We start from the raw sequence: 26,153 nt of genomic DNA on the forward strand, positions 1-26,153 counted from the left end.
CAGCCTAAGCGCATTTACCCACGCTTTTCCCCTGACTCCGGCCAACTGGAAAAGGCCAGGAAATAGATGAACGCCAGGTTCACCAGCGGTACCAGGATAAGCAGCGCCAGCGGGCCGGGATAACCGGCCCGGGTGGTCAGCTTCCAGAACGGGACAACAAGAATGATGCCCACAACGAGCATCCAAATTATTCCTCCTGTGTGCATACCGCCATACATCATTTTCGTACTCCTTTTAAAAGTATACTCAGACATGGTGTCAGAGTGATGCGATCATCGCTCTCGATCTGCAGCCATTTAAACACGACCAGCTGAACCGCAGCTAAGTTGGTGCTTTAAATTGTTCCGGGCCGGCCATGCCGGCCCGGACCCGTTGCTTGCTTCTTAATCCCGGAGAGAACGTTTCTTCCAAAGGAAGTAAACCACCGGCAGCACCAGTAACGTAAGCACGACCGCACTGAGCATGCCGCCAACCATGGGTGCTGCTATACGACTCATTATTGCCGACCCTGTACCCGTTCCATAAAGAATGGGCAGCAGGCCACCGATAACAGCTGCAGCCGTCATCATCACCGGCCGCACGCGGAGCCCGGCGCCATGGAGAACGGCGTGGCGCAGCGTCTCTTCTCGAGGGGCGACATCGTGATCGCGGCATTGTTCAAGCATGCGTTCATGAGCCTGGTTCAGGTACGTGAGCATGATCACGCCAATCTCCACGGCCACACCGGCCAGGGCAATGACACCGACGCCCACGGCGACCGAGAAGTTATATCCCAGAAGAAACAGCAGCCAGAAGCTTCCAACCATCGCCAGGGGCAGCGTGACCATGATGATGACCACCTCCTGAAGGCGCTGAAAACTCAGGTACAGCAGCAGCATAATGAGCACGAGCGTCAGGGGCACAACATAGGTGAGCTTGGCCTTGGCTCTCTGCATGTACTCGTATTGGCCGGACCAGCTGATGGAATAGCCAGCAGGCAGGTCCAGTTCCTCGCGGACTGCCTGTTGCGCGCGCTTCACATAGGTGCCCACGTCCACGTCGGCAATATCAACGTAGACCCATCCGTTCAGGCGCGCATTCTCGGTCTTGATGACCGGCGGGCCATCCTCGACACGGACATCGGCGACGGCCCCAAGGGCGATACGCTCACCGGCTGGAGTGACAATCGGCAGTTGCGCCAACTGCTCCGGCGTGTTCCTGTAGTCCTGCGGGTAACGCAGATTGATCGGATACCGTTGCCGCCCCTCCACGGTCTCACCGATGTTGCGGCCGCCAACGGCCGTGGCCACCACCTGCTGGATGTCGTCGATATTGAGCCCGTAACGGGACGCATCGTCACGGCGGATGTCAGCGGTGATATAACGTCCACCGGCGACCCGTTCCGCATAGACTGATTCCGTGCCGGAGACGTCCTCCAGGATGGTCTCCAGATCAGAGCCAATGGACTGGATCTGCGACAATTCCGGGCCCGAGACCTTAATCCCCACCGGCGTCTTGATGCCCGTCGCGAGCATATCAATCCGTGTCGAGATCGGCATAACCCAGGCGTTGGTGACCCCCGGAACCTGAACACGATTGTCCAACGCCTCCTTGAGTTTCTCTTTCGTCATTCCAGGCCGCCACTCTGAGCGGGGCTTGAGGCTGATAGAGGTCTCAATCATGGTCAGGGGGGCGGGATCTGTCGCCGTATCCGCGCGGCCCACCTTACCGAAGACGGTATCGACTTCGGGTATGGTTCGGATGAGTTTGTTCGTTTGCTGCAACAGCTCCCGCGCCTTGCCGATCGAGATGCCCGGGTGGGTGGTGGGCATGTACATGAAATCACCCTCGTCCAGCGGTGGCATGAACTCGCTGCCAATCTGGCTGACCGGCCAGAAGCCGACAACGGTTACCAGCAGGGTGGCGAGAATGGTGCTTTTGGGATAGCGCAGCACCGTTTTCAGCAAAGGCATATAACCGGCGACCAACAGCCGGTTCACCGGGTTACGGTGCTCAGGCATAACCCTGCCGCGGATGAAATAGCCCATGAGAACCGGCACCAGCGTAACCGCCAGGGCAGCGGAGGCGGCCATGGCGTATGTCTTGGTGAAAGCCAGGGGCGCGAACATGCGCCCCTCCTGGGCCTCCAGGGTGAATACCGGCATGAAGCTCACGGTGATGATCAGCAGGCTGAAGAACAGCGCCGGACCGACTTCGCTGGCCGCATCAGCAACGACCCGCCATCGGTTTTCCCGGGTGAGCGGCGTTCGCTCCATGTGCTTGTGCATGTTCTCAATCATCACAATGGCACCATCGATCATGGCCCCAATGGCAATGGCAATGCCGCCCAGCGACATGATGTTTGCGTTGATGCCCTGGAGATACATGACGATGAACGCGGTCAGGATGCCCACTGGTAAGCTGATGATTGCGACCAGTGACGAGCGCACATGGAACAGGAAAACCATGCAGACCAGCGCGACGACGAGAAACTCCTCGCCAAGTTTATGCCAGAGCGTGTTGACGGCACGCTCGATCAACCCCGAGCGGTCGTAGACGGGCACCACCTCAACCCCCTCGGGCAACCCCTTTTCCAGCTGATTGAGCTTCGCCTTGACGCCGTCTATGGTCTTCTGGGCGTTTTCGCCGTAGCGCATGACCGCAATGCCGCCCACCGTCTCGCCATTGCCATTCAACTCTGCCACCCCACGGCGCATCTGTGGGCCTTCGCGAATATTGGCAATATCCCTGAGACGGACCGGCGTCCCGTTGTCGTTCATCCCCAGTGGCACGCTGGCCAGATCGCCCACACTCTGGATATAGCCGGTGGCGCGAACCATGTATTCAGCCTCGGCCATTTCCACCACGGAGGCGCCGATTTCCTGGTTGCCCTGCTGAATGGCGTTCTGTACGTGTTGCAGCGGTATGTCGTAGGCACGCAGTTTGTCCGGCTCCACCTCGACCTGGTACTGCTTGACCATGCCCCCAACTGTGGCCACCTCCGAAACGCCTGGGACAGTCTGCAGTTCATACTTGAGGAACCAATCCTGCAGGGAGCGCAAGTCGCTGAGGTCATGCTCGCCACTGCGATCCACCAGTGCATACATGTAGACCCAGCCCACGCCGGTGGCATCCGGCCCCAACTGCGGTTTGGCGGCATCCGGCAACTCCGGGGCCACCTGGCTGAGGTACTCAAGGACCCTGGAGCGGGCCCAGTACATCTCCGTATCGTCATCAAAGATCACATAGACGTACGAGTCCCCAAAGAACGAATAGCCACGAACGGTCTTGGCGCCCGGCACGGACAGCATGGCGGTGGTCAGGGGGTACGTGACCTGATCCTCGACCACCTGCGGCGCCTGGCCTGCATAGTTTGTCTTGATGATGACCTGGACATCGGACAGATCCGGCAGAGCATCCACCGGGGTGTTTTTCAGGGAGAACAGCCCCCCGGCAACCAGCAAGAGGGTCGCCAGCAGGACCAGGAAACGGTTATAGACGGACCATCGGATAATCGACTCAATCATGTCCGCCCCCGTTCTCCGAGTGGTCCATGGACTTCATCGCACCGTCGCTCTTGCCCTTGCCCTGATCGGGAGTCGCCTTAGGGCCGTGATGCATCCGCTGGAAGTCCGAGGTCTTGCTGGACTCGGAATCCAGCAGGAATTGCGCGGAGGTTACAATGCGATCGCCCGCCTTCAGTCCGTTCAGGATTTCCGCTTTGTGAGTGCCAACACGCCCCAACTTGACTTCAACAGATTTGAATCGCCCTTCTCCCATCGCAAGGACTGCGCGGTTCTGATGACCGGTGCGGATCAGCGCCTCCCGGGGGATCAGGAGAGTCTGTTCCGCGCTCTGCTGGTGGATGGCCAGTTGCGCGAACATATTGACTTTCAGGCGTTGCCCCGGGTTATCTATCCGGGTGCGAAACCGCAGGGTGTTGGTGGTCTCGTCCAGGCTCGGGTAGATGTAGTCGACGCGCCCCTCCCAGCTTTGGCCGGGAAGGTAGTTGGAGGTCATGGTGACCGGATCGCCCACCTCGATGCGTGCGCCATCGCTTTGAAATACCTCGCCCACGACCCACACCTCGTCGAGGACGCCGATGGACATGACGGTTCTGGATGGCTGGATGAAGAAACCCTCACGCACATTCAGGTTATCAACCACGCCGGATTGCGGCGCATTGATGGTGATGGTCTGGAACACCCTGCGCTTATCGCGGATGGTCTCGATCGTTTCTTCCGGCACGTTCAGCGCGCGCAGGCGCCGGGCAGAAGCCTGAACCATATTGTCGTTACCCCGCTTCAACGCCAAAAGGAATTCCTCCTGGGCGTTAACCAGGGTCGGCGAGTAAATCTCGTACAAGGGGGCACCCCGGGTTACCGGGTCACCTTCCGCCTTGACCATCAGCCGCTCGATCCAGCCCTCAACCCTGGAATGGATATGCACAGCCTGGTCTTCGTCGTACTGCACATAGCCCACCGTATTGATTTCGCGACGGAAACGGCCTCTTTCCGCCTTGCCGGTGCGTACCCCGAGGTTGTTGACGACATCCGGAGAGATTCTAACGGTCCCCGGGCTTGCCTCTGAGCCTTCCCCCTCCTCGTAGACCGGCACCAGGTCCATGCCCATGGGGGACTTGCCGGGTTTATCACGCTTGTAGTTGGCGTCCATGGGCGCTACCCAGTAGAGGGGTTCACCCTTGCCCGCATTCGGGGCGTCGTCATCGCTCGCCGCCCCCGCCCCGAACCAGGCATAACCACCGGCGCCGAAAACGCCACCGAGGACAAGCAATGCAATGATGGAAAATGACTTATTCATGATGACCTCCCTGCGCCACTTGTGATGCTTCGGCACCACTGAGCAGATAATTGATCTGGGCCCTGACTTTTCCCCGTGCCACGTCGATGGCAAGGGCTTCGATCTTGGCGTTGAGTTCGTCGATGCGGGCCCGGACCGCCTCGGCGAAATCGCCATCATCATTGTTGTAGGCGGTGAGGGCCGCTTCGGCCTGCTCCTGCATCTGCGGCAGCAGGCGTTGGCCGTAGAGTTCGACGCGGTGGTTGAGCTGTTTCAGTTCAGCGCTGGCCGTGTCGAGCTTGGCTCTCAATGAGCGCAGCCGCAGTGTTTTGTCGGTTTTCACCGCCCCCTTGCGGGCAATGGCGGCGTTCAGTTGCGAGTCCTGACGTTTGCTGGTGAAAATGGGAAGATCGAAGGTCACGCCCACCGAGAAAAGGTCGGCGCGGTCGGCGCCACCAGGGGCGCGATCGCGGTAGCCGTAGCTGGCGGTTACGCCCCATTCCGGCCAGTATTTCTGGCGGGCCAGATCGGCTTCGTTGGAGGCCACAGAAACGCGCTTATCCAATACACGTATCTTTGGATGGTTCAACAGCGTATCGGTTACCGCCCGATTCGATGCATTTGACAGAACCACCTGAGGACCCGGGTATATCGCTGAAGACTCCGGCAGCGCACCAATCAGGCTGCGTTCGGCGGCCTGCTGTCCAATCCACTCGCCTAATCGGCGCCGCGCGGCTGCCTCACGACGACGGAGGGTACTTAACCGGTCTTCCAGCCGGGTCAACTCCAGCTGCGCCCGCACCACGTCCTGTTGCCTGGCCTGGCGCAGGGCCGAGCCATAGTTGGATTCGGCAACATCCACCAGCTGTTCGAAAAGATTCCGGTCACGTTCAATCAATTCGATACTGTTCTGCGCCTCGTAGGCGGTCAGCCATAGTCTGCTTACAATCAGCCTGACCCGTGCGCGGCGCTCACTGCGCTGTATCGCCTGCTCATCAGCCTGCAGTTTTTTTCCATGCCGCTTGAGCTCGAGTGTATCGCCCCGCGGGAACATCTGCGTGACACCGACACTGAACTGCGTCATGGCCTCCTGATTGAAATCGAAGGAATCCACCGGCAGATTGCGCGCGGTTACGGAAACTCGCGGATCAGGCAGGGTGCCGGCCGATATGCTTTCAGCCTGATAGGCTCTTTCACGGTCTCTACTGGCGTCGAGCCAGGGGTCACCGCCCTGTGCCTTTTTGATTGCTTCCTTCAACGGCAGGCCTTCGTCCGCGGCCGCGAGGGAAGCCAACGAAACCGAGACGAGGAAGGTTATCGTTAGCGCCTGGTATAATCGAACTTTCATGATTGGTGTCACTCCACTGGGCGCCAGCCCTGACCCTGTGTCAGCCCTGGCGACAACCGATGTCTGCCGTGCCCACGGACAATCCGTGCGGTGGCCCTACCGATTAAAAGGAGTGTGCTTTGGGAGGTCGGAGTTCAGAACCGAGGTCAACGTGGACCTGATTAACGGAGTACCGTTCAATGGCGACGAGGTTGGATTGAGGGGCAAGCGGGAAGGTCATTGACAGGGCACAGGCCACGCAGCTCATGCAACACTCGCCCGAGTCCTGCATCTCATGGCAATCGGGCTGCGCTGAAGAGCCGTCGCGAAGCTCGTCCCGGGTGTCAGAGCCCCCACAATCCATCTGCTGGTGCAGGTCAGACTGCATGCCCCCCATTGAAACAGCCCCCATCGTCGCCGCTCCCCCAACAGCAGGAGCCAGTACGATGAGGGCCATAAGGAAGATGTAGAGGCATTGCCCGTAAGGTTTCATAGGTGGGAGTTACCACCCACGGAGCGGGAGCCCCAATCACTTTCCCAACTTGGCTCAGTGCGCATGATCATGCCCTCCGTGGCCTTCAGGTGCGGTATCCTCACTGTCGTCCTGCGCCGAATCCTGTGCCGATCCATCAGGTCCAGAACCGTCACTTCGGCCACTGTCAGACGTATCAGAGGATCCCGATCCTTCGCCCTGCACCCCCTCTGGAAGGCGCTCAACACCAAGACCGTGCCGGTACACGTTTTCCGCGCCGAGGTATGCGGTAACCCCAACCGCCACCGTGGTGAGCAACAGAGCAATGGTAAGAATCACTCCCGCCCCACGGGCACGGAATCGATCCAGCCAGGCGACCAGGACGGCAACCGCGACCAGGGCGGCAACCACCCAGGCTGCCGTCATATGGCGCTGCATCGCCGCATGGCCCGCCCCATCATGGGCGACGGAATTGTAGGCCAGGTACCCCGTCGCCAGGGTTGGGATCAGCAACAGGGCACCCAGGCCCAGATTCCAGCGGGCCGCCGACGTTACACGCTCCCCTGCCCTGTCCGGAAGAACAAAGCCGAGCAGGAAAAAGGCCGTGGCCATACTGAGCAACGCTATCGGAAAATGAACCCATATCGGGTGCCAGTTGGGTACGACCTCAATCATCATCCAATCCCTTTAAAGCGTGTTATTTCTCGAGCGACTCACGCTCCATCATCTGTTGCATCATGCCCTGCATCATCTGCATGTGCTGTTCCATGCGCTGCATGCGTTGTTCCATGGGCATGTCGGATTGCTTGGAACCGCCTTCCTTCCGGTGTGCCATGCCACCATGCATCTCCTGCATCGCGCCACGCATCGTCTTCATGTGTTCCTGCATGAGTTCACGACGTTTCTCGGGATCCTTCGTCTCCCTCGCCTGCTGCATTTTCTCGTGCATTCGCTGCATGCGCTCCGGCATGTGTTCACCACTCATCATACCCATGCTGGAACCCTGACCCTGGCCCATCCGGCCATCCTTTTCGACTCCGTCATGTGTATGGCCCTGTTCGGCGATTGCTGGACTAACAGCAACGACCGTCAGAAGCATCAAAGCGAATAGCTTTCTCATCCCTAATCCTCTCTTTCTCTGATTGATTGCAAAACCGGGATCAGACATCTCACCCCGACAATCCTTATCTAACCATATGAAACTGAGCTGAAACTGATTACTGTGAACAGTTAATAGCATTACAACGAAATCCGTTCCGGCAACTCGACTCGAACCAGAAGCCCTCCTGCCTCACTGACATCAAACGCCATCCAGCCGCCATATCGACGAATAACATCCTGCACAATGGCAAGCCCCAAACCGTGACCGGGCGCCTGCTCATCCAGCCGCTGACCACGCTGCCCGAGTGCCGGTACCCGATCCGGCGATACCCCCGGACCATCGTCGCTAACCTCAATGACCAGCCCCGCTTCATCCTCCCGCAACGAGAGCGTTACACGCTCCTTTGCCCATTTCCCTGCGTTATCCAGTAGGCTGCCGAGCACCTCGTTCAGGTCATATTCCTCGACCGGCCACTGGCGCTCGTCAGCCAGGACGGTTTCGAGTTCGAAGTCCTTATCCGGATAGAGCTGACCCAGCATCCAGATCAACTCCCGTGCCTGACTGACGGGGGTTCCCCCTTTGCCGGCCTGGGCGCCGGCAAACCGGCTGCGGCGCATTTCGGTCTCAAGCTGCCCGTCCAGTTCCGAAAGGCGCCGGGCCAGTTGCTGTCGCATGCTCCAATCCAGGTGCTGTTCGCGCTCCTCAAGTACCTGCCGGACTGCGGTAATCGGCGTCTTGATACTGTGGGACAGGTTGGCCAGCGCCTCTCGAGAACGGATCAGACGCTGATCAAGGGTGTCCAGAAGTTGATTCAGCTGCCGCACAAGCGGCCGGAACTCCTCCGGCGTCTCAATATCGAGACGCTCCCGGGTGCCCTGCTGCAATTCCTTCAACGCCGTCTTCAATGTCGCAACAGAGGCCAGGGACAGACGAATAGCCACCCATATCACCAGAACAAGCAGACCCAGCAGGACTGCGGAAACCGCGCCTGTCCAGATATGCAGTTCACGCTGACTCGCGTTGACGCGGGAGAGTTCTTCAGCAACGACAATGATGCCTTCCCGATCCCCCAGATCGACCGTCTGACGGTAAGCGAGATAGTCAGAAATCGTCTCCGAGGAGGCGGTCTGGCGGATAAACCCTGTCCGGTTTTCATCGAGATGAGGGGAAAGCAGTGGCCTCCAGGGGGCGAGACTGACGTATCGTCGGGATCCTACGCGGACAGCGAAGGCGTGGTGAAAAACCTCCTCGAAATAATCGCCGGTACTCAGTGCATCAACACGGCCATCTGCTTGATTGATGCGGTGTGCCAGAAAGTTGGCCTCTTCCCTGAGGCGATCCTCCACAAAGCTTCGCGCCATGCGCTCCAGAAGCGCTCCATGGATAATCCATGCGGCCCCCATCAGCGCGATGGCCGCGGGGAGCAGCACGATCAGGAGCGTGCGCCGGATGGAGCGGTTGAGGTCAATCCACGGCATTGAACATATATCCCTGGCCACGACGCGTCACAATGGCATCCTGGCCCGCCAGCTTACGGAGCCGGCGGACATAGGCCTCAATCGCGTTATGGCTCGGACTTTCATCCAAATTGTAGACCTGTTCCAGAAGCTTTTCCTTGGAAAACAGCTGGCCCGGCCGGCTCATCAGACACCGCAGCAGGCGGAATTCCGTTCCCGTCAGTGCGTGTTCTTCCCCATCCGGCGTCACCAGGAACTGGCGGTTCTCATCCAGCCTGAATCTGCCGGCCGAGAGGACTGAATCAACCCGTCCCTCGCTTCGACGGATCAGCGCATCAAGGCGCGCCAGCAGTTCCTCGTTCTGAAAGGGTTTGGCCAGGTAATCGTCGGCGCCCGCCTTGAGACCACTCACCTTATCCTGCCAATCACCTCGGGCGGTGAGGATCAGTACCGGCATGGTCAGTCCGCGCGAGCGCCATTCCCTGAGCACGTCCAGGCCATTGCCGTCCGGCAGGCCCAGATCCAGCACCACAACGCGATAGTCTTCCTGCCGGCCAAGCTGGGCCGCGCCCGATGCCGTGGCAATAGCATCCACACTGAAGCCCGCCGCCGACAGCTGTCGTTGCAGGCTGTCGGCAAGCAGGCTGTCATCTTCAACCAGCAGCAGTCTCATCGCCTTCCTTCAGAACCACCAACGCACACCAGCCACCAGTGATGTCTTCTCCGTGTCCTCGCCTTCCGCACGGGTCAGATCCGCCGTATCACCGTACTGATCCTGCCACCGCACGCCGACGTAAGGGGCGAATTCACGGGTCAGTTCATAGCGAAGACGCAGTCCCAGGGTGAGGCCATTGAGCCCTTCACCGACACCGAACTCCGGCACCTCGTCAAAGGCATAGCTGGTTTCCGCGCGGCCCTGGAGAATCAGGCGCTGCGTGAACAGCCAATCGTACTCGCCCTCGAATTCGGCCACTGCGTCGCCATCCTCACTGACGCGAAGCCCCGTGTCCACCTCAAACCAGTAAGGGGCCAGTCCCTGGAAACCGACCACGGCGGAAGCCCGGTCTCTGTCCGGTCCCGGTCCGAAGGTGCTCTGGTAGCCAAGCCCGGCCTTAGCCTGCCAGTAAGCGCTGAAGCCATAGCCGTACTGGACATCAAAGCTTTCCACTTCACCACCATCGCCCCCCGAAACCAGGGCCTCACCCTCGGAGTCGACCACCAGCCGGTGGGTGTCACCGCCCCACCAGGCCTGGCCCTCCCAGGCGAAAACATCCTCGTCATCGCCGTTCTGGTATTCAAAACGGTCCATCAGAAGCTGACCATAGGCAACATCGTCGTGAACGGGGAGCGACCAGTCCGATTGCGCCCGCGGACCCACGCCCTGAGCGAACGCACCGATGGCCGGCATCATCAGGCCCAGGATCACCAGGGCCGTGGAACCATGTTTAACAGCCATGTTTTTCCTCCTGTTCTGAGCACTCATTGAACGGACACCACGCGGAACATACCCGCTTTCATGTGATAGAGCAGGTGGCAGTGGAAGGCCCAGTCACCTTTATGTTGCGGCGTAATCTGTGCCGAGATCATCTCCCCCGGCTTAACCAGCAGCGTGTGCTTGCGGGGCCGGTAACCGTCATTGCCCGTCTCCAGTTCCATCCACATGCCATGGAGATGGATGGGGTGATCCATCATGGTGTCATTGACCAGGATCAGGCGCAGACGCTCGCCGTAGCCGAATGGAATGGGGCCATCCACCTCCGAGAATTTCTGCCCGTCGAAGGACCACATGTAACGCTCCATGTTCCCCGTGAGGTGCAGCTCCACCTCGCGCTGTGGAGCGCGTTCATCCGGCCAGGCATGCAGGCCGCGTAGCTGGTCATAGGTCAGTACCCGATGATCCACATGCTCGAAGCCCACGCCGGGGTCATCCAGTCTCGGCCTCGGGTCCATTGCCACCATGGCAGCACCGGCGCCGTGATTATCCGGGCCGTGGGAGATCTGGCGATCCGCCACCGGGGGCTCCCCGCCGTTGCCGTGCATGGCCCCGTCCATACGACCACCGTCCTGGTGCATACCATCCATTCCGTTCATGGAGCCATGATCCATTCCGCCATCACCGTGACCCGACATGCCCATGGCGGCCATGCCCCGCTCGGTACGCGGATAGAGCTCCGGTACGGGCGCTTCCATGCCCTCGCGCACGGCCAGGGTGCCACGGGTAAATCCTGAGCGATCCTGGGACTGGGCAAAGAGGGTATAGGCCTCGTCCCGCGGCTCGACGATAACGTCATAGGTCTCAGCCACACCGATACGGAACTCATCGGTCTCCACCGGCTCTACCTTCTGGCCATCAGCCTCTACGACCGTCATCGGGAGTCCGGGAATACGCACATCAAAGATGGACATGGCCGAGGCATTGATCACGCGCAGGCGCACCTTCTCGCCCGGCTCAAACAGGCCGGTCCAGTTGTCATTCGGCGACATGCCATTCATCAGGTAAGTGTACTCGGCGCCCGTCACATCCAGAATGTCCCTCGGGGTCATGCGCATGCGGCCCCACATACCGGCCTTCTCCCAGGCGCCACTCCAGCCGAGATTGGCCACATCCTCAAAGAAGTCGGCCACCGTCCGCCGGTTGTAGTTGTAGTAGCCTTCCGCCACCTTGAGGTTACGCATGACCTCCGACGGATCATTGAAAGTCCAGTCAGAAAGGACGATCACGTATTCACGGTCATACTCGAATGGCTCGGGCTCCGCCGGATCCACGATCAGGGGACCGTAATGCCCCAGCTGTTCCTGGAGACCGGAGTGGCTGTGATACCAGTAAGTGCCACTCTGGCGAACCGGATAACGGTATTCGAAGGTCTCGCCCGGCGCGATGCCCGCAAAGCTCACCCCCGGCACGCCATCCATTTCAAAGGGAAGCAGGATGCCGTGCCAGTGGATGGAGGTGGGCTCATCAAGCTTATTGGTTACCCTAAGCACCGCTTCACGACCCTCGCGAAGACGGATCAATGGGGCGGGCAGCGAGCCATTGACCGTAATCGGCTGAGCACTTGCGCGCCCGTCGATCGTCAGCGGGGTGCGGTCAATAGTCAGCTCGTAAATGTCCGAATTGCCCTCGGTTCGGCGTGTAAGCTCCTGGTTGCCGGTCAAGCCCAAGGCATAACCAGGCAACAGGCTGCCAAGTCCGACCATCAGGCCCATGGAAGTCCCGGCCCTGATTATGTCCCGGCGCGAGAGTGAGCGCCGGTTGGGATACGGATGATTGGTCATGATCAACTCCCTAAATTCCCCTGAATCTGAAACATGCTGTTGATGTTGAAGTCGGCATCATTGCACACCAAGCTGACATCAAACTGACGAGCTTTTTTCGATCCCTGTCAGCGTGAGTTCAGTTTCCGACGTTAGGCTCGACAGTCGCTCAACACCTTACAGCCAACCAGTACCCCCGATGACAACTGGTTGCGTTGATGATCGAAGGACGTCGGAAGAGGATATTGGATATGAGCGCAGATCATGCGGGTCACGCTGGCCACGCAGGGCACATGCCCACCAGCGGGCGGGGCATGGCCATTTCGGCCTGGCTTACCGGCATCTATTTTGTCATGGAAATGGGAATCGGACTCTGGACCGGTTCCGTTGCCGTTATTTCCGACGCCTTTCATACCTTCTCGGCGGTGGGCGGTGTTCTGGTAGCCATTCTGGCCGCCCGACTGGCACGCCGTCCCTCGGACGAAGACCGGAGTTTCGGTTGGTACCGCGCGGAGATCATAGGGGCGCTGGTGAACGGTGGCTTTCTGCTGGGCATGGCGCTGATTGTGATCGTCATGGGAGGATTCCGCCTGGCCGACCCGATTGAGCTGCCACCAGGCCCCATGCTCTGGGCTGCTGCGGGTGGCCTGGTGACGGAGTTCATCTCGCTTGGCCTCATCTGGAAGCAGAGCCGTACTGACATAAACGTCAAGGGCGCTCTGTGGCACATCATCCAAACCTTTGTCGGCAGTCTGATCATCATCGTGGCCGCCCTGGTCATTCATTTCACCGGGTTCCTGTTGATTGACCCGCTTCTTGGGATGGCCTTCGGCTTTGTCCTGCTCTGGGCCAGCTGGGGCATCCTCGGGGAGGCTATGCACCTGCTCATGGAGGGCACCCCTGCGGATATCAGCCTCGCCCAAGTGGTTCGCAAACTGGAAGAACTCGAAGGCGTTAGCAATGCACACCATGTCCATGCCTGGGCACTCACCAGTGGGCGCTATGTATTCTCCGGGCATTTGCGCACGAGCAACGGAGCGGATTCACAGTCGGTGCTCAAAGAGGCCCACGAGCTCCTGAAATCCCAGTTCGGATTCTTTTTCGTCACCCTTCAGGTCGAAACCGCCTGCCTGGACGAATCGGGTGCCGAAGACATTGATGTGACCCGGATCGACGGACATCGGAACTCATGATGAGAACCGCGCTTCTACTGTTTGTGATCACGCTTTCCGAAGCAACCATTGGTGTCTTCGTGAAGCTTACGGATGACCGAATCCCGATCCAGACACTGAACTTCTATGCGCTGACATTCGCCGCCATCTTTCTGATGGTGGCCATGCCCCTGGCGACAGGCGCCCGCCTGCGTTTTCCCAGGGGAAACATGAAGGACACCGCGATCATCGGCCTGCTGATCGCGCTTCAGATCAGCGTCTTCAACTTCGCCATGACCGTCGCGCCCATCGCGAACGTGGTGATTTTCTGGAGTATTGCTCCTTTTTTCACCTTTATCTTTTCCTGGCTGTTTCTGGGCGAGAAGGCCAAAAGGAACTACATCCTGATCTTTGCCCTGGCCATCATTGGCATCGTGCTGGCCAAACCGCTGGAAGGCGGCCACATACTGGGCAACCTGGTGGCACTGGCGGATGGCGCCGTATATGCGGCCATGGTGACCTATATGCGTTATGAGGGGAAAAGCGAAACAGGCAACGATATCGCCTGGTCCATGCTGGCCGGCGCCGTCATTCTGTCGCCTTTTCTGGTCCTGTTCGGCCCCGGTGATATCACTGGGTCCATCCATTACGAATCGCTGGGATTGGACCTGCCGATCATGCTCTGGGCTCTGTGCCTGGGGGTGGTATCCACAGGATTTGCCTACTTCGGTATCTCGATCGTGTTGAAAACGCTGAACGCCAATACCTATGCGCTGGTGGACATCATCGTCTCGCCCGTAGTGGCCACGACCCTGGGCTATCTGATCTTCAGTGAAGTGCCGGCGCAGGGCATGATCTATGGTGGCGCGTTACTATTGGGAGCAGGTTTCTGGCTGACCCGGGAGATGTCACGCGGAATGGGCCAGCGAGCCGTCCATCCCTGTCAGTGTGCATGAATCCGCCCACTGGCGTGGCCCTGCGGCGGCTCACGGCAACAACACAGGCAACTCGCCACGGACTCCAATGGCGATTGGCCAAAGGCGTTTTCCAACGTTCGGCGCACCAGGCAGTGCGCCCAAAAGGCTGTTACAACGCAAACTGGTTCACCCCGGCTAGCTGGAGGATCCGGCTGTCGGATTCTGGAAAAGGAGGATAGCGAATATGGAACACGTAAACAGCACCACATCATTACGCATCGCCGCCTTGGGCAATAGCCTCTCACTCCTGCTGGCGATCACCTATCTACTGTGCGTGGGCTTCGGCATGCTCGCTCCGGAGGCTCTGCGCATGTATGAGGCATGGGCACCGCTGTTACCCGGGTTTGAATGGCTCACCTGGTCCGGCTTTTTCATTGGCCTGGTAGAGGCTTATCTCTACGGCTGGTATCTGGCCGTGGTGTTTGTCCCGTTGTACCGCTGGTTCTCGAAAAGTGAATGAAGGACAGGCCGGGCCAGGACGTGACCAATACGGACCGCGGCACGAATCGTTTGGTCGATTCCACGGGATCGCCTCTGCAATAGTGCAAAAACTTCCATTTCCCTAAGGGTTTGCGAATTGGACGGAAAGCTCAAACAACAACTGAAAGCCTACGCCCAGCTTTTTGTTGGCATGGCGCTGTTCGGCACCGGCACTCCTGCCGCCAAGGTGGTATCGGATGCCTTTCCAATTTTTCTTGGGCCATTTCTCCGCCTGACAATAGCAGCCTTGGCTCTGACGCCTTTCCTGGTTGTCTATCGGCACCGTCTGCCACGGATCTCCGGTTCAGACTGGATCAAGATTGTCATCATCGGCGGCATCGGGATCGTTGCGTTCACGTTCTTCCTGCTCACCGGCATGCAACAGGTGAACGGGGTGGTAGGCTCGGTCGTAATGAGCCTGAGCCCCGCCACAATGGCCACAGCGGCCGTGCTTTTCATGCATGACCGCATGGGATGGCGCAAGACTCTTGCCGTTGCCCTGGCCGTCGCCGGCGTGCTCGTGATCAACGTATCGGGCCAGGCCATTCAGTCTTCCGGCTGGGCTCTGATCGTGGGTAGCGTGCTGGTATTCTGTGCCGTGGCCAGCCAGACACTATACTCGATACTCGGCAAGCAGCTTATCAAGGACCTGCGCCCCACTGTGGCCCTGCCGCTCATCGTATGGGTCGCGACATTGCTGTTCGCCGGCCCTGGACTGTATCAAGCCACAAGTTTTGACTTCTCCACGCCTTCTCCAAACGAGTGGCTCGGGCTGGTCGTCTGGGGCATGGGCCCGCTCGCGGTCGGCACTTTGATCTGGTTCCGCGGGCTAAGCCAGGTGTCGGCAAGCACAGCATCGGGTTACATGAGTGCCATGCCTGCGAGTGCTTTAACACTTTCCTATTTTTGGCTCGGTGATGCGTTCCACCCCGTTCACTTGGTGGGTTTTGCGTTGGTCTTCACAAGTATCGGACTTGTAACCTGGGCGCATCGCATCAAGGAGGCGGATCAGGAGCAGGTAGAACGCGCAGTGGATAGCTGCAACTGTGCCCTGCCCTCCTGACCCCCGCAGTGTCTGCCGCAGTACCAATGGATGCCCTATGGGGCATCCAATCTGAATGGTTGTCACTCCCATGACCACCGTAAGGCCGGCCGCGCGCTCCCAAAAAATACAACCTGAGCGGCGTCGACTCTGCACACCTGTGCTGATGCCGGGCGATGAGCCGTTCCAGCTCTTCACCGAGGGCGACCCATTGTACGACGCCATGATCCGGGCTATCGCCGAGGCCCGGAATGAGGTCGCCATGGAAAGCTATATCTTTGCCGAGGACGAAATCGGCTGGCAATTCGCCGAGGCATTGGCTGCGCGGGCGCGAGCCGGTGTGCGGGTTCGGCTCCACCTTGATGCTGCCGGCTCGCTGTTCTGGGTGTCACGCAGGCTCGACCATTTTCTGCGTACCAGTGACATTGAGCTGCGCTGGTTCCACCGTTGGCACTGGTCACGCCCTTTTCAATACAACCAGCGCAATCACCGCAAACTGCTGGTCGTGGATGGACGAAAAGCCTTTCTCGGCGGTTTCAACATTCATCGGGAAAACTCGAGGAAACTATACGGCGAACGCCGCTGGCGCGACACTCACGTCGCCATGACGGGCCCGCTGGTCCGGCAGGCCCGAAATGCCTACCAGGCGCTTTGGGAAGGCCAGCCTTTCCACAGCGATCTCAACGCGGAACCGCCCAGCGCGGTTGTACTGCCCAACAAGTCACCCGACTGCCAGCACCGACTGCACTGTGTCTTCGCCTCCATGTTTGGCTCCGCCAGGCACCGTATCGAAATGACCACTCCCTATCTCGTTCCCGACGAATGGACCATCAAGGCTCTTGAAAAGGCTGCACGGCGCGGCGTGGCGGTGCGCGTACTGGTTCCGCTCAAGAGCGACATTGCTCCCATACGCTGGATCGCGCAAAGGATCCAGGCGCGCCTGCAGCGCAAGGGCATTCGTGTGTTCGGCTATCGTTCGCGCCTGCTGCACGCCAAGACCCTGACCATCGACAGCGAATGGGCCAGCATAGGTACCGCCAACATGGACTATCGCAGCCTGTTCCTGAACCACGAGCTCAATCTTTGCGCGAGGGCACCTTCACTGGCAGCGGCCCTTGAAAGACAATTCGAGACAGATCTCGCAGAAGCTGAGGAACTCGACGCCAGCTCAGGCCTGCGACTCCCCCTGACTGACCGGCTGCTTGCGCTCCTGGCCTGGGCAGCTCGCCGTTGGCTCTAATCCTGAAAGGAGGACATAAGAAATGGAACACTCTGTCTTTTCCTGGGTCGTGCCTGAACAAACCCTGCTTCAGTGAATCAGGAAGGCGGCCCCGCATATCGCATCGGTTCAGGGGCTTTTACAACGATAAACAACCCGACAATCGTGACCGCTATCCCAACCATCTCGACCAGGCTGAATGTCTCATCAAAAGCAAGTATGCCAACAAGGAGGCCAAACGCAGGGGTCAGAAAGGTGAAAGAATTGAGTTGATTCAAAGGGGCACTGGCCAGCAGAATATTCCAGAGTACGACCATCAACGCCGTAGCTGGAACGGCCAGTACAAACAGCGCTGTCGCGAAGGACCAGGTCCAGTCAATATCAACGCTCTCGCCAAAACTCACAGACGCAATAGCCAGAAAGACTGACCCGATAAGAAGCTGAATACCCATCGCCCAATACACGTCATCAGCACTTGCCTGATATTTCAGCAAGACGTTCCCTACTGCTGTTCCTATCGCACCGCCAAGAACATAGAGCGCTCCTATGAATCGGGAGCCACCAAAGTCCATTTCAGGCATGGCGAGCACCACGACCCCGACAAAGCCGACGAGCAACCCTGCAAACACACGCCCGGTGATAACCTCGTTGATCATAAAGACCGCCAGAACTGCCGCAAATAAGGGTTGTGCATTAGCCAGAACTGTCGCAACACCAGGCCCCAACTTGCCAGCTCCCAGAAACATACCTCCAAGTCCCATGCCGGTATAACTGAACCCTATAACCGCCAATACCAGTAACTGCCGAGGTGAATAGTTGACGCGAGCGCCTGTATATATTGCGATGAGAATCAGACAAGTGCCCGCCAGGAAGGCCCGCAGAGCAGCAAAAAGCAGCGGTGGTGCGTCTGGCAAGCCCACGACGATAAAGGGGAAACAGATCGCCCAGAGAAACGCGACGAGCACCATCCCCACCACTGTACGTATTGATAGTGACTGGCTCACCAACTGCTCAAACCCACGCTTTCTGCCCTGGAACGATGATCTGGTACCTCATCAGTCATTTCGCTGATCTCCCTCGTTGTTGCCATGGCCACCGTGTCCGCCATGCATGAATAGATGTATTAGAGGGCAGGCCAGAAGTATGAGCCAGGGTAAGGCACCAGGAAGATGAACCTTGTACTCACCCCAAAGGAAAAACAGCGCAATAACCGCAAATATCGCCAGTGCAACCTTCAAACGCCCATCCATAACCGTTCCTTTAGTGGGGTATTTTTCGTCAGGCGTAACCTCTTTGTGAGTTGAACACACAAAGCTGAGACAGGGCTGAAACCCACCGGATTTGCGACAATGGACTGGGGGGTGTTACCGCAGTTCCTTCGGGGCGCCTACACCATTGGCTGCCCAAGAAGGGACTGGGCGAACAGCCCAATGATCAGCGTGGCGGAAAGTGTGATCACCACTACGATGACGGGCCATGTGCCTGGTGCAGAGGGCGCTGTCTCGGCCGGCCTGTACATCGGCACAATGATGCGCAGGTACACCGCGAGCGCCAGCACGCTGTTAATGATCGCCACCACTGCCAGCCAGGTGAGCTGGACATCGATGGCGGCAGCAAAGAGCAGGAACTTGCCGACGAAGCCAGCCAGTGGCGGAATGCCGACCAGCGACAGCAGGAAGATCACCATTGCGATTCCCATCAAAGGCCGCGCGCGCCCCAGCCCGCCAAAATCGCTCAGAGTGCGCCCGGTTGCGGCGGCAACGGCGAAAGCGCCGAGGTTCATAGCCGCATAGGCAGCGGCGAAGAGAATGAGCGATGGTAATGCAAGCTCACTGGAGCCCACCGCCACAATGCCCAGAAGGAAATAGCCGGACTGGGCAATCGACGAATAGGCCAGCAGCCGGATGACGTTATCCTGCACCAGCGCCGCGAGATAGCCATAGGTCATGCTCAACACCGCCAGGCCCGCGATGACGACGGTCCAGCCACTTTCCGGGGGCATGGCACGAACCACCTGCGTTAACGCGAACAGCGCACCAACCTTTGGGACCACGGACAGGTAGGCTGCTATCGATAGGGGCGCCCCCTCGTAGGCGTCGGGTGCCCAGAAATGAAACGGAACCAGCGATGCCTTGTAGCCCAGGCCAACAACAACAGCCACGAACCCGAGAATGACGGCCATCGGCATGGTGTCCATGCCCGGAAGATCCGCAAGCAGCGTGGAGCCGGACGCGCCAAACCAGTACGTCAGGCCGAAAATCATGATCGCCGTGGTGACCGAAGCGAACACGAAGAATTTCATTGCCGCTTCGGTAGCCGGGTCGGTGTCCGGATAGGCAACCAGGGCAAAGGTGGCTAGACCGGTCAGCAGTGTACCCAGCACCAGGAACATGGTGTCCCCTGCCCCCGCCAGCGCCAGGGCGCCCAGGGTGGCAAAGCACAACAGGCTGTAGACCGTGCCCTCTCGCGCGGAGCCCGCTACATCCACACGTGCCAGCAGTATGGAAAGGGCTGTAGCGGGCAGCAGAACAAGCTTGGCCCAGACACTGAGCCCATCGATCCGGAAGCTGCCGCCGAAAACGGTTGTGTCCGTGCCTACCAGGCGCAGGGTCAGCCCCGTGGCAACGAGCAGACCGATGACGGCGACGGCCATTGCCGCCCGGGGCCGACGCAGCATTTCCGCAATCAGCGCGCCGACCGCCGTCAACAGGACGGCGATCTCCGGAATCAGTAATGCGAGGTCACGAGCCATTACAGCACCAGCGCCGATGTGGTCCGGTGAATGATGGCCAGCACCCAGGACGGCACCACACCAGTGGCGACAGCGAGCACCAGCAGCGGCGCCACGGCAAGCAGTTCCCGCCCACTCAGATCCGGCATGGCATGCCAGCGCTCCCGGGGCTCACCCAGAAAGGTTTCACGGAGTGCCTTGAGAAAGGTCCCGGCGATAATGGCAATTCCCAGAATCACGACCACCGCGACGGGAACGGTACCCAGGGTAGCGAGAAATATCTGGAATTCAGCGGGGAAGTGCGCCAGCCCCGGCAGGCCCAGGGACGCAAAAGCGGCCAGGGCAAAGGACCAGCCAAGCAGCGGGACCGTTTTGAGCAGCCCCCCGAACTCGCCCATTTCACGGGTATGGGCACGATCCTGAATCATGCCCACCAGCAGGAACAGGGCGCCGGTGACCAGGCCGTGACTGAACATCTGCAGCACGGCGCCGTCCAGAGCAACAGCACGCACCGAGGGGTCCAGAGTCAGCGCGGCTGCGGCGACAGCGACGATCACGTAGCCCATGTGGTTGACCGAGGTATAGGCAACCAGGCGCTTGAGATCCGTTTGCGCCAGGGCGGCAAAGGCGCCGTAAAGCGCGCTGACGACACCAATGACCAGCACAACCAGGCCCGCCTGGTGGAAAGCCTCGGGGGTCATCTGCAGGGCGAAGCGGACGAGGCCGTAAGTGCCAAACTTCAGCATGATGCCCGCCAGGATGACGCTGCCGACGGTCGGCGCCTGAACATGGGCGGCGGGCAGCCAGGTGTGCAGCGGCACAGCAGGAATCTTGACCGCGAAGGTGATCAGCATGGCGACCAGCGCCCACATGGCAGCCGCCCCTTCCAGTGGTGGGTTGGCAATCCAGGCTCGCATATCAAAGCTGGGCTCGGGGCTGCCCAGGTAAAGCCCAAGGATGGCGAGTAACAACGGCAGGCTGCCCAGCAGCGTGTAAATAAAGAACATGAGTGCCGCGCGTTGCCGATCCTCATGCCCCCACCCGGCGATCATGAAATACATTGATACCAGTGAGACTTCGAAGAAGACATAAAACAGAATCCCGTCGAGGGCGGTAAAGGTTCCGATTGCCGTGGTCTCCAGAAGCAGGGCCAGGGCCAGGTAGGCGCGCGGGCGATCGCGAAGCGACGACGCGTAGATGAACGAAACCAGGAACAGCACGGCACTCAGCAGCACTAACGGCAGGCTGATGCCATCAACCCCGACCCGGTAGGCGGCGCCGATGGCCGGCATCCATTCCAGCTCTTCGACCTGGGAAAAGCCAGCCCCACTCACACCCTGCAGCCACATGGCGAGAGCGCCGACCAGGGTCAGGGCGGCACTGGCAATCGCTATGCCGTGCACCGTCCGCGCCGCCGGTTTCGGCAAACACAGAATCAACAGGGCGCCGGCGAGAGGCAGGAACAGGGTAAGAGATACGAGTGGTAGCATGAGTACGGGTTCCCTCTAGAAACTCAATGAAGCTAGAAACAGGATGACAAGTGTCACAGCGGTGGCTACGGCGCTGATGGCCAGGCTGTGGTGGATCAGGCCGCTCTGCAGGGTTCGCGCCCGCGCGCCCAGGGCGCGCACCCCGGACACCAGGGCGAAGATCAGGCCATCAATACGGCGCTCATCCCCGACCCGCACCAGGTGAGCCACAGCCAGGTTCGTATGACCGACGCCAAGCACGGCCCGATACAGGGACTGTTCAAGGCGCTCACCCCCACGGGCAATAATGAGACCGCCACGGCCGACACCAAGCACGGCCGCATACAGGCGGCCCTCCAAATGTTCACACCCCCTGGCCATGGCCATTGCAGGCCGACCTACCCAGGCCGTCAGCCCACCGCCGACGGCAAGTCCCCGTTGAGCCCACGGATAAACCGGTCCAAGCAGTCGGGGCGCCGAGACAAGCCAGCCCAGCGCCAGGCCGACCACTGCGGCAAGCAGTCCGAGCAGCACGGCGCCAGTGCCTTCAGCTTCCCGGGTGGGCAGATCAAGAATTCCCTCGATGGGCCCAAAAGCCAGCCCAAGGGCAGCGGCCGGGATCACCAAACCCCAGATGCCCGCCCGCATCCAGGCACTACCGGCGACAGCCCCGGTTTTCCCGGAGCCTTGCCACAGCAGGCGCAGGGCCCGGGCCATATAGGTGCCGGTCAGCAGCGTGCCGGCCAGCGCCAGAGGGCCGAGCCAGGCCGCGCCCTGCGCGGACAGGGCAGCGGCGATGACCGCGTCCTTGGAGAAAAACCCACTCAGCGGCGGGATGCCCGCCAGTGCCAGCGCCGCCAACGCAAAGCCGGCAAAGGCCCAGGGCCTCGCGCGGCCAACGCCCTCCAGCCGGTCAAAGCCGGTCCCCTCACGGGCATGCTGGAAGTCGCCGGCAGCGAGAAAGAGGGTGCTTTTGATGGCGGCATGGGCGAGCAAATGCAAGAGGGCCACCAGCGGAACCCCGGCGCCAACCGCGATCAGCATCAGGCCGTATTGACTGGCGGTCGAAGCCGCAAGCAGGCGTTTAAGATCACTTTCCGCAAGGGCAATCACCCCGGCTGCCACCGTGGTAACGCCACCGACAACTCCGACGGCAAGCAGGGCCTCGGGTGTCAGCAGCGGGAAGGCACGAATCAGCAGGATCGCGCCTGCCGCCACCAGCGTAGCCGAGTGAAGCAGCGCCGAGACCGGAGTCGGACCCGCCATGGCGCGCATGAGCCAGTCCTGCAAGGGAACCTGCGCCGACTTGCCCATGGCCGCCAGCAGCAGCAAAAGCCCAGCAACCGTCGATGCGCTACCACCAGACTCCAGGGAGGCGGCAATCTCGCTGGTACCTGTCGACCCGATCAGCATGAATACCGCGACATACAACCCAAGATCGGCGCTGCGGGTATAGAGGAAGGCGCGGCCGGCGGCATTCGCGGCTTTGGGTCGCTGGAACCAGAAGCCGATCAGCAGGTAGCTGCACAGCCCGATCAGCTCCCAGGCCGCCAGCAGCAGGACCCAGTCGCCGGCCAGTACCAGTGCCTGCATCGCGGCGAGGAACAGGGACATCACGGCGTAGAAACGGGCCAGACCGGACTCCCGTTTCATGTACCCGACCGCGTAAATCAGCACGAAAGTACCCACCGTGGCCACCGCTACGGTGAGCAGCGCGGTCAGCGGCCCGGCAACCAGTCGCAGCGGCATGTCCGGCAGACCGGGCAGAAGCAGCGTTTCAGCCTGTCCGTCGGCGACCCGGGCCAGAAGCCAGAGACTTCCCGCCAGGCTGGACATTACTCCGGCCAGGGCCAGAACAGCTCCGCCCCGGCGCAGGACCAATACAGCCAGGGTAGCGAGCAGTGGCGGCAATACCGGCAGCAGCACGGCACTCATCCTTTAAGGTCCTCCGCTTCTTCCATCTCTACCGAACCCTTGGCCCGGAAGCGGGCAATCGCGACACCAAAGCCGACCGCCATCTCCACGGCCATCACCGTCATCACCACCAGCACAAACATCTGGCCGGAATAGCTCTCGGGATGCAGGAAACGCCAGAAAGCAGCCAGGTTCACCAGCGCGCCGGCCAGGATGAGTTCCACACCCATCATGATCATGACCAGATTGGTCTGGGATAGCGCGCCATAGACACCGATTCCGAACAGGATGGCGCCGGTGACGAGCGCTACGATCAGGACTGCGGTCATTCCGAAACCTCCTTGTCGTCTTTACTCGCCAGGTTCTGCACCGGGATCGCCACCGCCGTGGCCGCGATCATTGCGGTCAGGATCGTGACGCCCGCGGTTTCAAAAATCAGCATCGAGCGCCCAAGCAGCTCATGACCCAGTTCCCGTGTCTGCATGGCCGCGTCCGGCGCCTGGACCGTCACCGGCCCCCAGTCGGCCAGCAGCGCAACGGCGATTGCGGCGCCGGCGGCAACCACCCCGGCGCCAATTGAAAAGCGCTTCTGGTGGGTCATGTCCATGCCGCCAAGCCCACCGGGATCCATCATGAACATCACCATGAAGATGGCCATGATGCTCATCTCCGTGGCCATCATCATGATCTGCAGCACCCCCAGGAACTCGGTCTGCATAACCAGGAACATAAAGCCTACGGCAGTCTGCGAAAACAAAAGCGCCAGCGCGGAACGCACCATGGACGAGGTGCGGAACACCGCCACGCCGAACCCAACTGCAGCCAGCCCGAAAACGGCAAGGAAAAAAGCCTGAGCACCCATTACGGCACCACCAGAATCAGCAAACCGACAATGACAATATTGAGCAGTGCCAGGGGAATCCCCAGCGTCCAGCACCACCTCATCAGATCCGCCTCACGAATGCGCGGCAGATAGCCACCGGCCAACAGCATCGACACGGCCACGGCCAGTGTCTTGATCAGGCTCCAGGCCCAGGGCGGCAGCAGCGGCCCGTGCCAGCCGCCCAGGTAGAAGACCGTGGTCGCGGCAGCCAGCGTTAGCACCAGTGTCAGGCGCGCCAGGCGCAGTACCGCCAGGCGCACGCCGGTGTATTCGGCATCCACGCCACCCGCCAGCTCCCCCTCGGCGGTGGGCAGATCAAATGGCGAGCGGAACGCCAGCGCCATGGCGGCAATGTAAAACAGCACGAATCCCAGCGGCTGGTAGACGATGTTCCACAAGGCAGCCTGGGAGCCAACGATCTCGGTGTTCACCAGGGACTCCGCACGCATGGCCACGGCCGTGATCGGCATGACAATCAGCATGGAATAGGCAATAAGCTGACCGAGAAAGCGCCAGCCGCCGATCATCGCGTAGGCGCCGTTTGGCCCCCAGCCCGCCATGATCAGCGCGACCAGCACATAGGCCAGAGCGGCATTGATAAACAGCGCGCCGGTGCCCAGATCCGCGATGACCAGGTCCGGCGCCAGCGGCAGGACCGCCGCGCCAAGCACCGCGACAACCAACAGCAGCACCGGCGCCGCCTCGAAAAAGACCCGGTCCGGGGAGCGCGGCACAATGGATTCACGACCTAGGTGCGCCAGGCCACTGAGCAGAGGTGCGGCCGGCCGCAGGCGTCCAGTTACCGTCCAGCCCTCGATCACGGCGAGCAGCCAGGCGCTGCCAAGCAGCGTGAGCAGAACAATGGCGACAGTCACGGGATCACCTCCCAGGGCGAAAGGTCCAGTGAGCCGACCGTCACCAGTGCGTCACCCAGTTCCCTGCCCTCGACCAGTTTCGCGACCAGCTCGATATGGTGGCTGCAGGCAGTATCCAGCTTGTATGACGTCACCCGGCCGCGTTCCAGCTTCAGGCTTAGCCTGGCCTCACCGCGCGGAGTATCAACGGTTGCTTCACCGGTTCCTGACACATCGCCAATGTCGCGCAGGGATGGCAGCTCAGGCTCCCCGGCCCCCTTGATAAGGTCGAGGCTCGACGATATCTCGGCCAGGCGTTGCCACAGGCGGGCCCAGGCATCTCCGCCTTCGTTGGCAGCACGCGCCACGGGGCCGCGCAGATCAGAAGATTCCGTGGGCAGTACGCCGATACCCTTCAGCCGTGCCTTTAACAAAGGTGTCCGACCGAGACGGGCACCCAGTGCCCGCAGTGCCGGCGCCAGCTCAATAAGCCTGTTCCGGTTAGCTTCTCTGACTTGCAGTTGCAGGGTCGAAGCACGGTTCGTCAGCCAGGCGAAGCCGAACTGACGCCCCATCTGGGCCAGCCAGCCCAGATGGCTCGCGATGCGTTCACGTTCAAGTGCACCGTTCCGGGCCTGCGTGGTCGCCGGATCGTCATTCACACCGGCGGCTTGCTCAATGGCAAGACAGGCCAGGAGGCGATAGCTCACCGGCGCCAGCGGCATTGCCGATGCCAGGTGCTCGATGAAGGTACCAGCCTCCACCTCTTCAAAGTCTTCGCCTTCGGTAGCCATGCCCACCAGGGAGGTCGCCTGCCCTGCCGTCACGCCGTCACCATCAAGCGTGAACGTCAACTTCAATCCACCGGGCAGACCGGGGAAAACAGGACCGAACGGCACCTCAAGCCAGTCCATCTGCAGCCCGTCGGCGCTGCGGGGCAGGTCCTTGGTCACTTCGATCATGGACATAAACCCGCCAGCACTATGATCGTGGCCGGAATGATCGTGACCGGAATGGTCATGTTCTGACTGCCCCTGGGCT

General features: G+C 60.3%; 24 protein-coding genes. 5 read left to right on the forward strand and 19 right to left on the reverse strand.

Translation table 11 applies throughout. The features are described 5' to 3' along the window. Nucleotides 1-14: 14 nt before the first annotated feature. The 10 genes from F3089_RS09530 to F3089_RS09575 form a co-directional block, all read right to left on the reverse strand. Nucleotides 15-173: a hypothetical protein gene (locus tag F3089_RS09530; protein WP_353623147.1), complete on the reverse strand. Its 159-nt coding sequence runs from the start codon at nt 171-173 to the stop codon at nt 15-17. 210 nt (nt 174-383) lie between these two features. After that, nucleotides 384-3,506, reverse strand: a complete 3,123-nt coding sequence (locus F3089_RS09535) for an efflux RND transporter permease subunit (RefSeq protein WP_151440579.1) — start codon at nt 3,504-3,506, stop codon at nt 384-386. Continuing rightward, the gene (locus tag F3089_RS09540; protein ID WP_151440580.1) at nt 3,499-4,800 is read right to left on the reverse strand and encodes an efflux RND transporter periplasmic adaptor subunit; all 1,302 of its coding nucleotides are present in this window, start codon (nt 4,798-4,800) and stop codon (nt 3,499-3,501) included. Before F3089_RS09540 ends, F3089_RS09535 begins: the two co-directional genes overlap by 8 nt. After that, nucleotides 4,793-6,127 (reverse strand): TolC family protein, encoded by a 1,335-nt coding sequence (locus tag F3089_RS09545; protein WP_151440581.1) that lies wholly within the window; start codon nt 6,125-6,127, stop codon nt 4,793-4,795. The genes F3089_RS09540 and F3089_RS09545 overlap by 8 nt, the downstream gene beginning before the upstream one ends. A gap of 526 nt (nt 6,128-6,653) precedes the next feature. Then, the gene (locus F3089_RS09550) at nt 6,654-7,253 is read right to left on the reverse strand and encodes a DUF2231 domain-containing protein (protein ID WP_192497327.1); all 600 of its coding nucleotides are present in this window, start codon (nt 7,251-7,253) and stop codon (nt 6,654-6,656) included. A 22-nt stretch (nt 7,254-7,275) separates the two neighbouring features. After that, on the reverse strand, nt 7,276-7,596 hold the full coding sequence (locus F3089_RS09555) for a hypothetical protein (RefSeq protein ID WP_151440583.1): 321 nt from the start codon (nt 7,594-7,596) through the stop codon (nt 7,276-7,278). Nucleotides 7,597-7,817: 221 nt separating this feature from the next. After that, complete coding sequence (locus F3089_RS09560) at nt 7,818-9,158, reverse strand: ATP-binding protein (protein ID WP_151440584.1); 1,341 nt, start codon at nt 9,156-9,158, stop codon at nt 7,818-7,820. Then, on the reverse strand, nt 9,145-9,810 hold the full coding sequence (locus F3089_RS09565; RefSeq protein WP_151440585.1) for a response regulator: 666 nt from the start codon (nt 9,808-9,810) through the stop codon (nt 9,145-9,147). The genes F3089_RS09560 and F3089_RS09565 overlap by 14 nt, the downstream gene beginning before the upstream one ends. A gap of 9 nt (nt 9,811-9,819) precedes the next feature. Further along, nucleotides 9,820-10,593, reverse strand: a complete 774-nt coding sequence (locus F3089_RS09570; protein ID WP_192497328.1) for a copper resistance protein B — start codon at nt 10,591-10,593, stop codon at nt 9,820-9,822. A gap of 23 nt (nt 10,594-10,616) precedes the next feature. After that, nucleotides 10,617-12,413, reverse strand: a complete 1,797-nt coding sequence (locus F3089_RS09575; protein ID WP_151440587.1) for a copper resistance system multicopper oxidase — start codon at nt 12,411-12,413, stop codon at nt 10,617-10,619. A gap of 293 nt (nt 12,414-12,706) precedes the next feature. Between F3089_RS09575 and F3089_RS09580 the strand changes: the two genes are divergently transcribed. The 5 genes from F3089_RS09580 to F3089_RS09600 all read left to right on the forward strand — a co-directional run bounded on the left by F3089_RS09580 (nt 12,707) and on the right by F3089_RS09600 (nt 17,282). Then, nucleotides 12,707-13,585: a cation diffusion facilitator family transporter gene (locus F3089_RS09580; RefSeq protein ID WP_192497329.1), complete on the forward strand. Its 879-nt coding sequence runs from the start codon at nt 12,707-12,709 to the stop codon at nt 13,583-13,585. Further along, the gene (locus F3089_RS09585) at nt 13,585-14,499 is read left to right on the forward strand and encodes a DMT family transporter (protein WP_151440637.1); all 915 of its coding nucleotides are present in this window, start codon (nt 13,585-13,587) and stop codon (nt 14,497-14,499) included. The genes F3089_RS09580 and F3089_RS09585 overlap by 1 nt, the downstream gene beginning before the upstream one ends. Before the next feature lie 205 nt (nt 14,500-14,704). Next, the gene (locus F3089_RS09590) at nt 14,705-14,980 is read left to right on the forward strand and encodes a DUF5676 family membrane protein (RefSeq protein ID WP_151440589.1); all 276 of its coding nucleotides are present in this window, start codon (nt 14,705-14,707) and stop codon (nt 14,978-14,980) included. Between the two features lie 117 nt (nt 14,981-15,097). Beyond that, complete coding sequence (locus F3089_RS09595; protein WP_151440590.1) at nt 15,098-16,063, forward strand: DMT family transporter; 966 nt, start codon at nt 15,098-15,100, stop codon at nt 16,061-16,063. A gap of 145 nt (nt 16,064-16,208) precedes the next feature. Continuing rightward, the gene (locus tag F3089_RS09600; RefSeq protein ID WP_225741723.1) at nt 16,209-17,282 is read left to right on the forward strand and encodes a phospholipase D-like domain-containing protein; all 1,074 of its coding nucleotides are present in this window, start codon (nt 16,209-16,211) and stop codon (nt 17,280-17,282) included. A gap of 77 nt (nt 17,283-17,359) precedes the next feature. Here the strand turns inward: F3089_RS09600 and F3089_RS09605 are convergent, their stop codons facing one another. The 9 genes from F3089_RS09605 to F3089_RS09645 form a co-directional block, all read right to left on the reverse strand. Continuing rightward, a complete protein-coding gene (locus F3089_RS09605; protein ID WP_353623148.1) occupies nt 17,360-18,265 on the reverse strand; it encodes a DMT family transporter in 906 nt (301 codons plus the stop codon). Between the two features lie 51 nt (nt 18,266-18,316). Further along, nucleotides 18,317-18,511 carry a DUF2933 domain-containing protein gene (locus F3089_RS09610; RefSeq protein ID WP_151440593.1) on the reverse strand — a complete coding sequence of 65 codons (195 nt, stop codon included), beginning with the start codon at nt 18,509-18,511 and terminating at the stop codon, nt 18,317-18,319. 137 nt (nt 18,512-18,648) lie between these two features. Then, nucleotides 18,649-20,013: an NADH-quinone oxidoreductase subunit N gene (locus tag F3089_RS09615; RefSeq protein WP_151440594.1), complete on the reverse strand. Its 1,365-nt coding sequence runs from the start codon at nt 20,011-20,013 to the stop codon at nt 18,649-18,651. Then, the gene (locus F3089_RS09620; protein WP_151440595.1) at nt 20,013-21,482 is read right to left on the reverse strand and encodes a complex I subunit 4 family protein; all 1,470 of its coding nucleotides are present in this window, start codon (nt 21,480-21,482) and stop codon (nt 20,013-20,015) included. The genes F3089_RS09615 and F3089_RS09620 overlap by 1 nt, the downstream gene beginning before the upstream one ends. A gap of 15 nt (nt 21,483-21,497) precedes the next feature. Beyond that, complete coding sequence (locus F3089_RS09625) at nt 21,498-23,396, reverse strand: NADH-quinone oxidoreductase subunit 5 family protein (RefSeq protein ID WP_151440596.1); 1,899 nt, start codon at nt 23,394-23,396, stop codon at nt 21,498-21,500. After that, nucleotides 23,393-23,704, reverse strand: coding sequence for an NADH-quinone oxidoreductase subunit NuoK (nuoK, locus tag F3089_RS09630; RefSeq protein WP_151440597.1), 312 nt, complete (start codon nt 23,702-23,704; stop codon nt 23,393-23,395). Before nuoK ends, F3089_RS09625 begins: the two co-directional genes overlap by 4 nt. Further along, on the reverse strand, nt 23,701-24,237 hold the full coding sequence (locus F3089_RS09635) for an NADH-quinone oxidoreductase subunit J family protein (RefSeq protein ID WP_151440598.1): 537 nt from the start codon (nt 24,235-24,237) through the stop codon (nt 23,701-23,703). Before F3089_RS09635 ends, nuoK begins: the two co-directional genes overlap by 4 nt. Beyond that, a complete protein-coding gene (locus F3089_RS09640) occupies nt 24,237-25,133 on the reverse strand; it encodes a complex I subunit 1/NuoH family protein (RefSeq protein ID WP_151440599.1) in 897 nt (298 codons plus the stop codon). The genes F3089_RS09635 and F3089_RS09640 overlap by 1 nt, the downstream gene beginning before the upstream one ends. Further along, on the reverse strand, nt 25,130-26,080 hold the full coding sequence (locus tag F3089_RS09645; protein WP_225741727.1) for a Ni Fe-hydrogenase III large subunit: 951 nt from the start codon (nt 26,078-26,080) through the stop codon (nt 25,130-25,132). The genes F3089_RS09640 and F3089_RS09645 overlap by 4 nt, the downstream gene beginning before the upstream one ends. Nucleotides 26,081-26,153 lie beyond the last annotated feature (73 nt).

Source organism: Halospina sp. K52047b (assembly GCF_008709855.1).
In the GTDB taxonomy this organism is placed as follows: Bacteria; Pseudomonadota; Gammaproteobacteria; order Pseudomonadales; family Oleiphilaceae; genus Halospina; species Halospina utahensis_B.

Coding starts and splice junctions, on each gene's coding strand:
- F3089_RS09535 (WP_151440579.1), bottom strand. CDS start 3,506: ATGATTGAGTCGATTATCCGATGGTCCGTCTATAACCGTTTCCTGGTC.
- F3089_RS09540 (WP_151440580.1), bottom strand. CDS start 4,800: ATGAATAAGTCATTTTCCATCATTGCATTGCTTGTCCTCGGTGGCGTT.
- F3089_RS09545 (WP_151440581.1), bottom strand. CDS start 6,127: ATGAAAGTTCGATTATACCAGGCGCTAACGATAACCTTCCTCGTCTCG.
- F3089_RS09550 (WP_192497327.1), bottom strand. CDS start 7,253: ATGATTGAGGTCGTACCCAACTGGCACCCGATATGGGTTCATTTTCCG.
- F3089_RS09555 (WP_151440583.1), bottom strand. CDS start 7,596: ATGGGCCAGGGTCAGGGTTCCAGCATGGGTATGATGAGTGGTGAACAC.
- F3089_RS09560 (WP_151440584.1), bottom strand. CDS start 9,158: ATGCCGTGGATTGACCTCAACCGCTCCATCCGGCGCACGCTCCTGATC.
- F3089_RS09565 (WP_151440585.1), bottom strand. CDS start 9,810: ATGAGACTGCTGCTGGTTGAAGATGACAGCCTGCTTGCCGACAGCCTG.
- F3089_RS09570 (WP_192497328.1), bottom strand. CDS start 10,593: ATGGCTGTTAAACATGGTTCCACGGCCCTGGTGATCCTGGGCCTGATG.
- F3089_RS09575 (WP_151440587.1), bottom strand. CDS start 12,413: ATGACCAATCATCCGTATCCCAACCGGCGCTCACTCTCGCGCCGGGAC.
- F3089_RS09580 (WP_192497329.1), top strand. CDS start 12,707: ATGGCCATTTCGGCCTGGCTTACCGGCATCTATTTTGTCATGGAAATG.
- F3089_RS09585 (WP_151440637.1), top strand. CDS start 13,585: ATGAGAACCGCGCTTCTACTGTTTGTGATCACGCTTTCCGAAGCAACC.
- F3089_RS09590 (WP_151440589.1), top strand. CDS start 14,705: ATGGAACACGTAAACAGCACCACATCATTACGCATCGCCGCCTTGGGC.
- F3089_RS09600 (WP_225741723.1), top strand. CDS start 16,209: ATGCCGGGCGATGAGCCGTTCCAGCTCTTCACCGAGGGCGACCCATTG.
- F3089_RS09610 (WP_151440593.1), bottom strand. CDS start 18,511: ATGGATGGGCGTTTGAAGGTTGCACTGGCGATATTTGCGGTTATTGCG.
- F3089_RS09615 (WP_151440594.1), bottom strand. CDS start 20,013: ATGGCTCGTGACCTCGCATTACTGATTCCGGAGATCGCCGTCCTGTTG.
- F3089_RS09620 (WP_151440595.1), bottom strand. CDS start 21,482: ATGCTACCACTCGTATCTCTTACCCTGTTCCTGCCTCTCGCCGGCGCC.
- F3089_RS09625 (WP_151440596.1), bottom strand. CDS start 23,396: ATGAGTGCCGTGCTGCTGCCGGTATTGCCGCCACTGCTCGCTACCCTG.
- nuoK (WP_151440597.1), bottom strand. CDS start 23,704: ATGACCGCAGTCCTGATCGTAGCGCTCGTCACCGGCGCCATCCTGTTC.
- F3089_RS09635 (WP_151440598.1), bottom strand. CDS start 24,237: ATGGGTGCTCAGGCTTTTTTCCTTGCCGTTTTCGGGCTGGCTGCAGTT.
- F3089_RS09645 (WP_225741727.1), bottom strand. CDS start 26,080: ATGTCCATGATCGAAGTGACCAAGGACCTGCCCCGCAGCGCCGACGGG.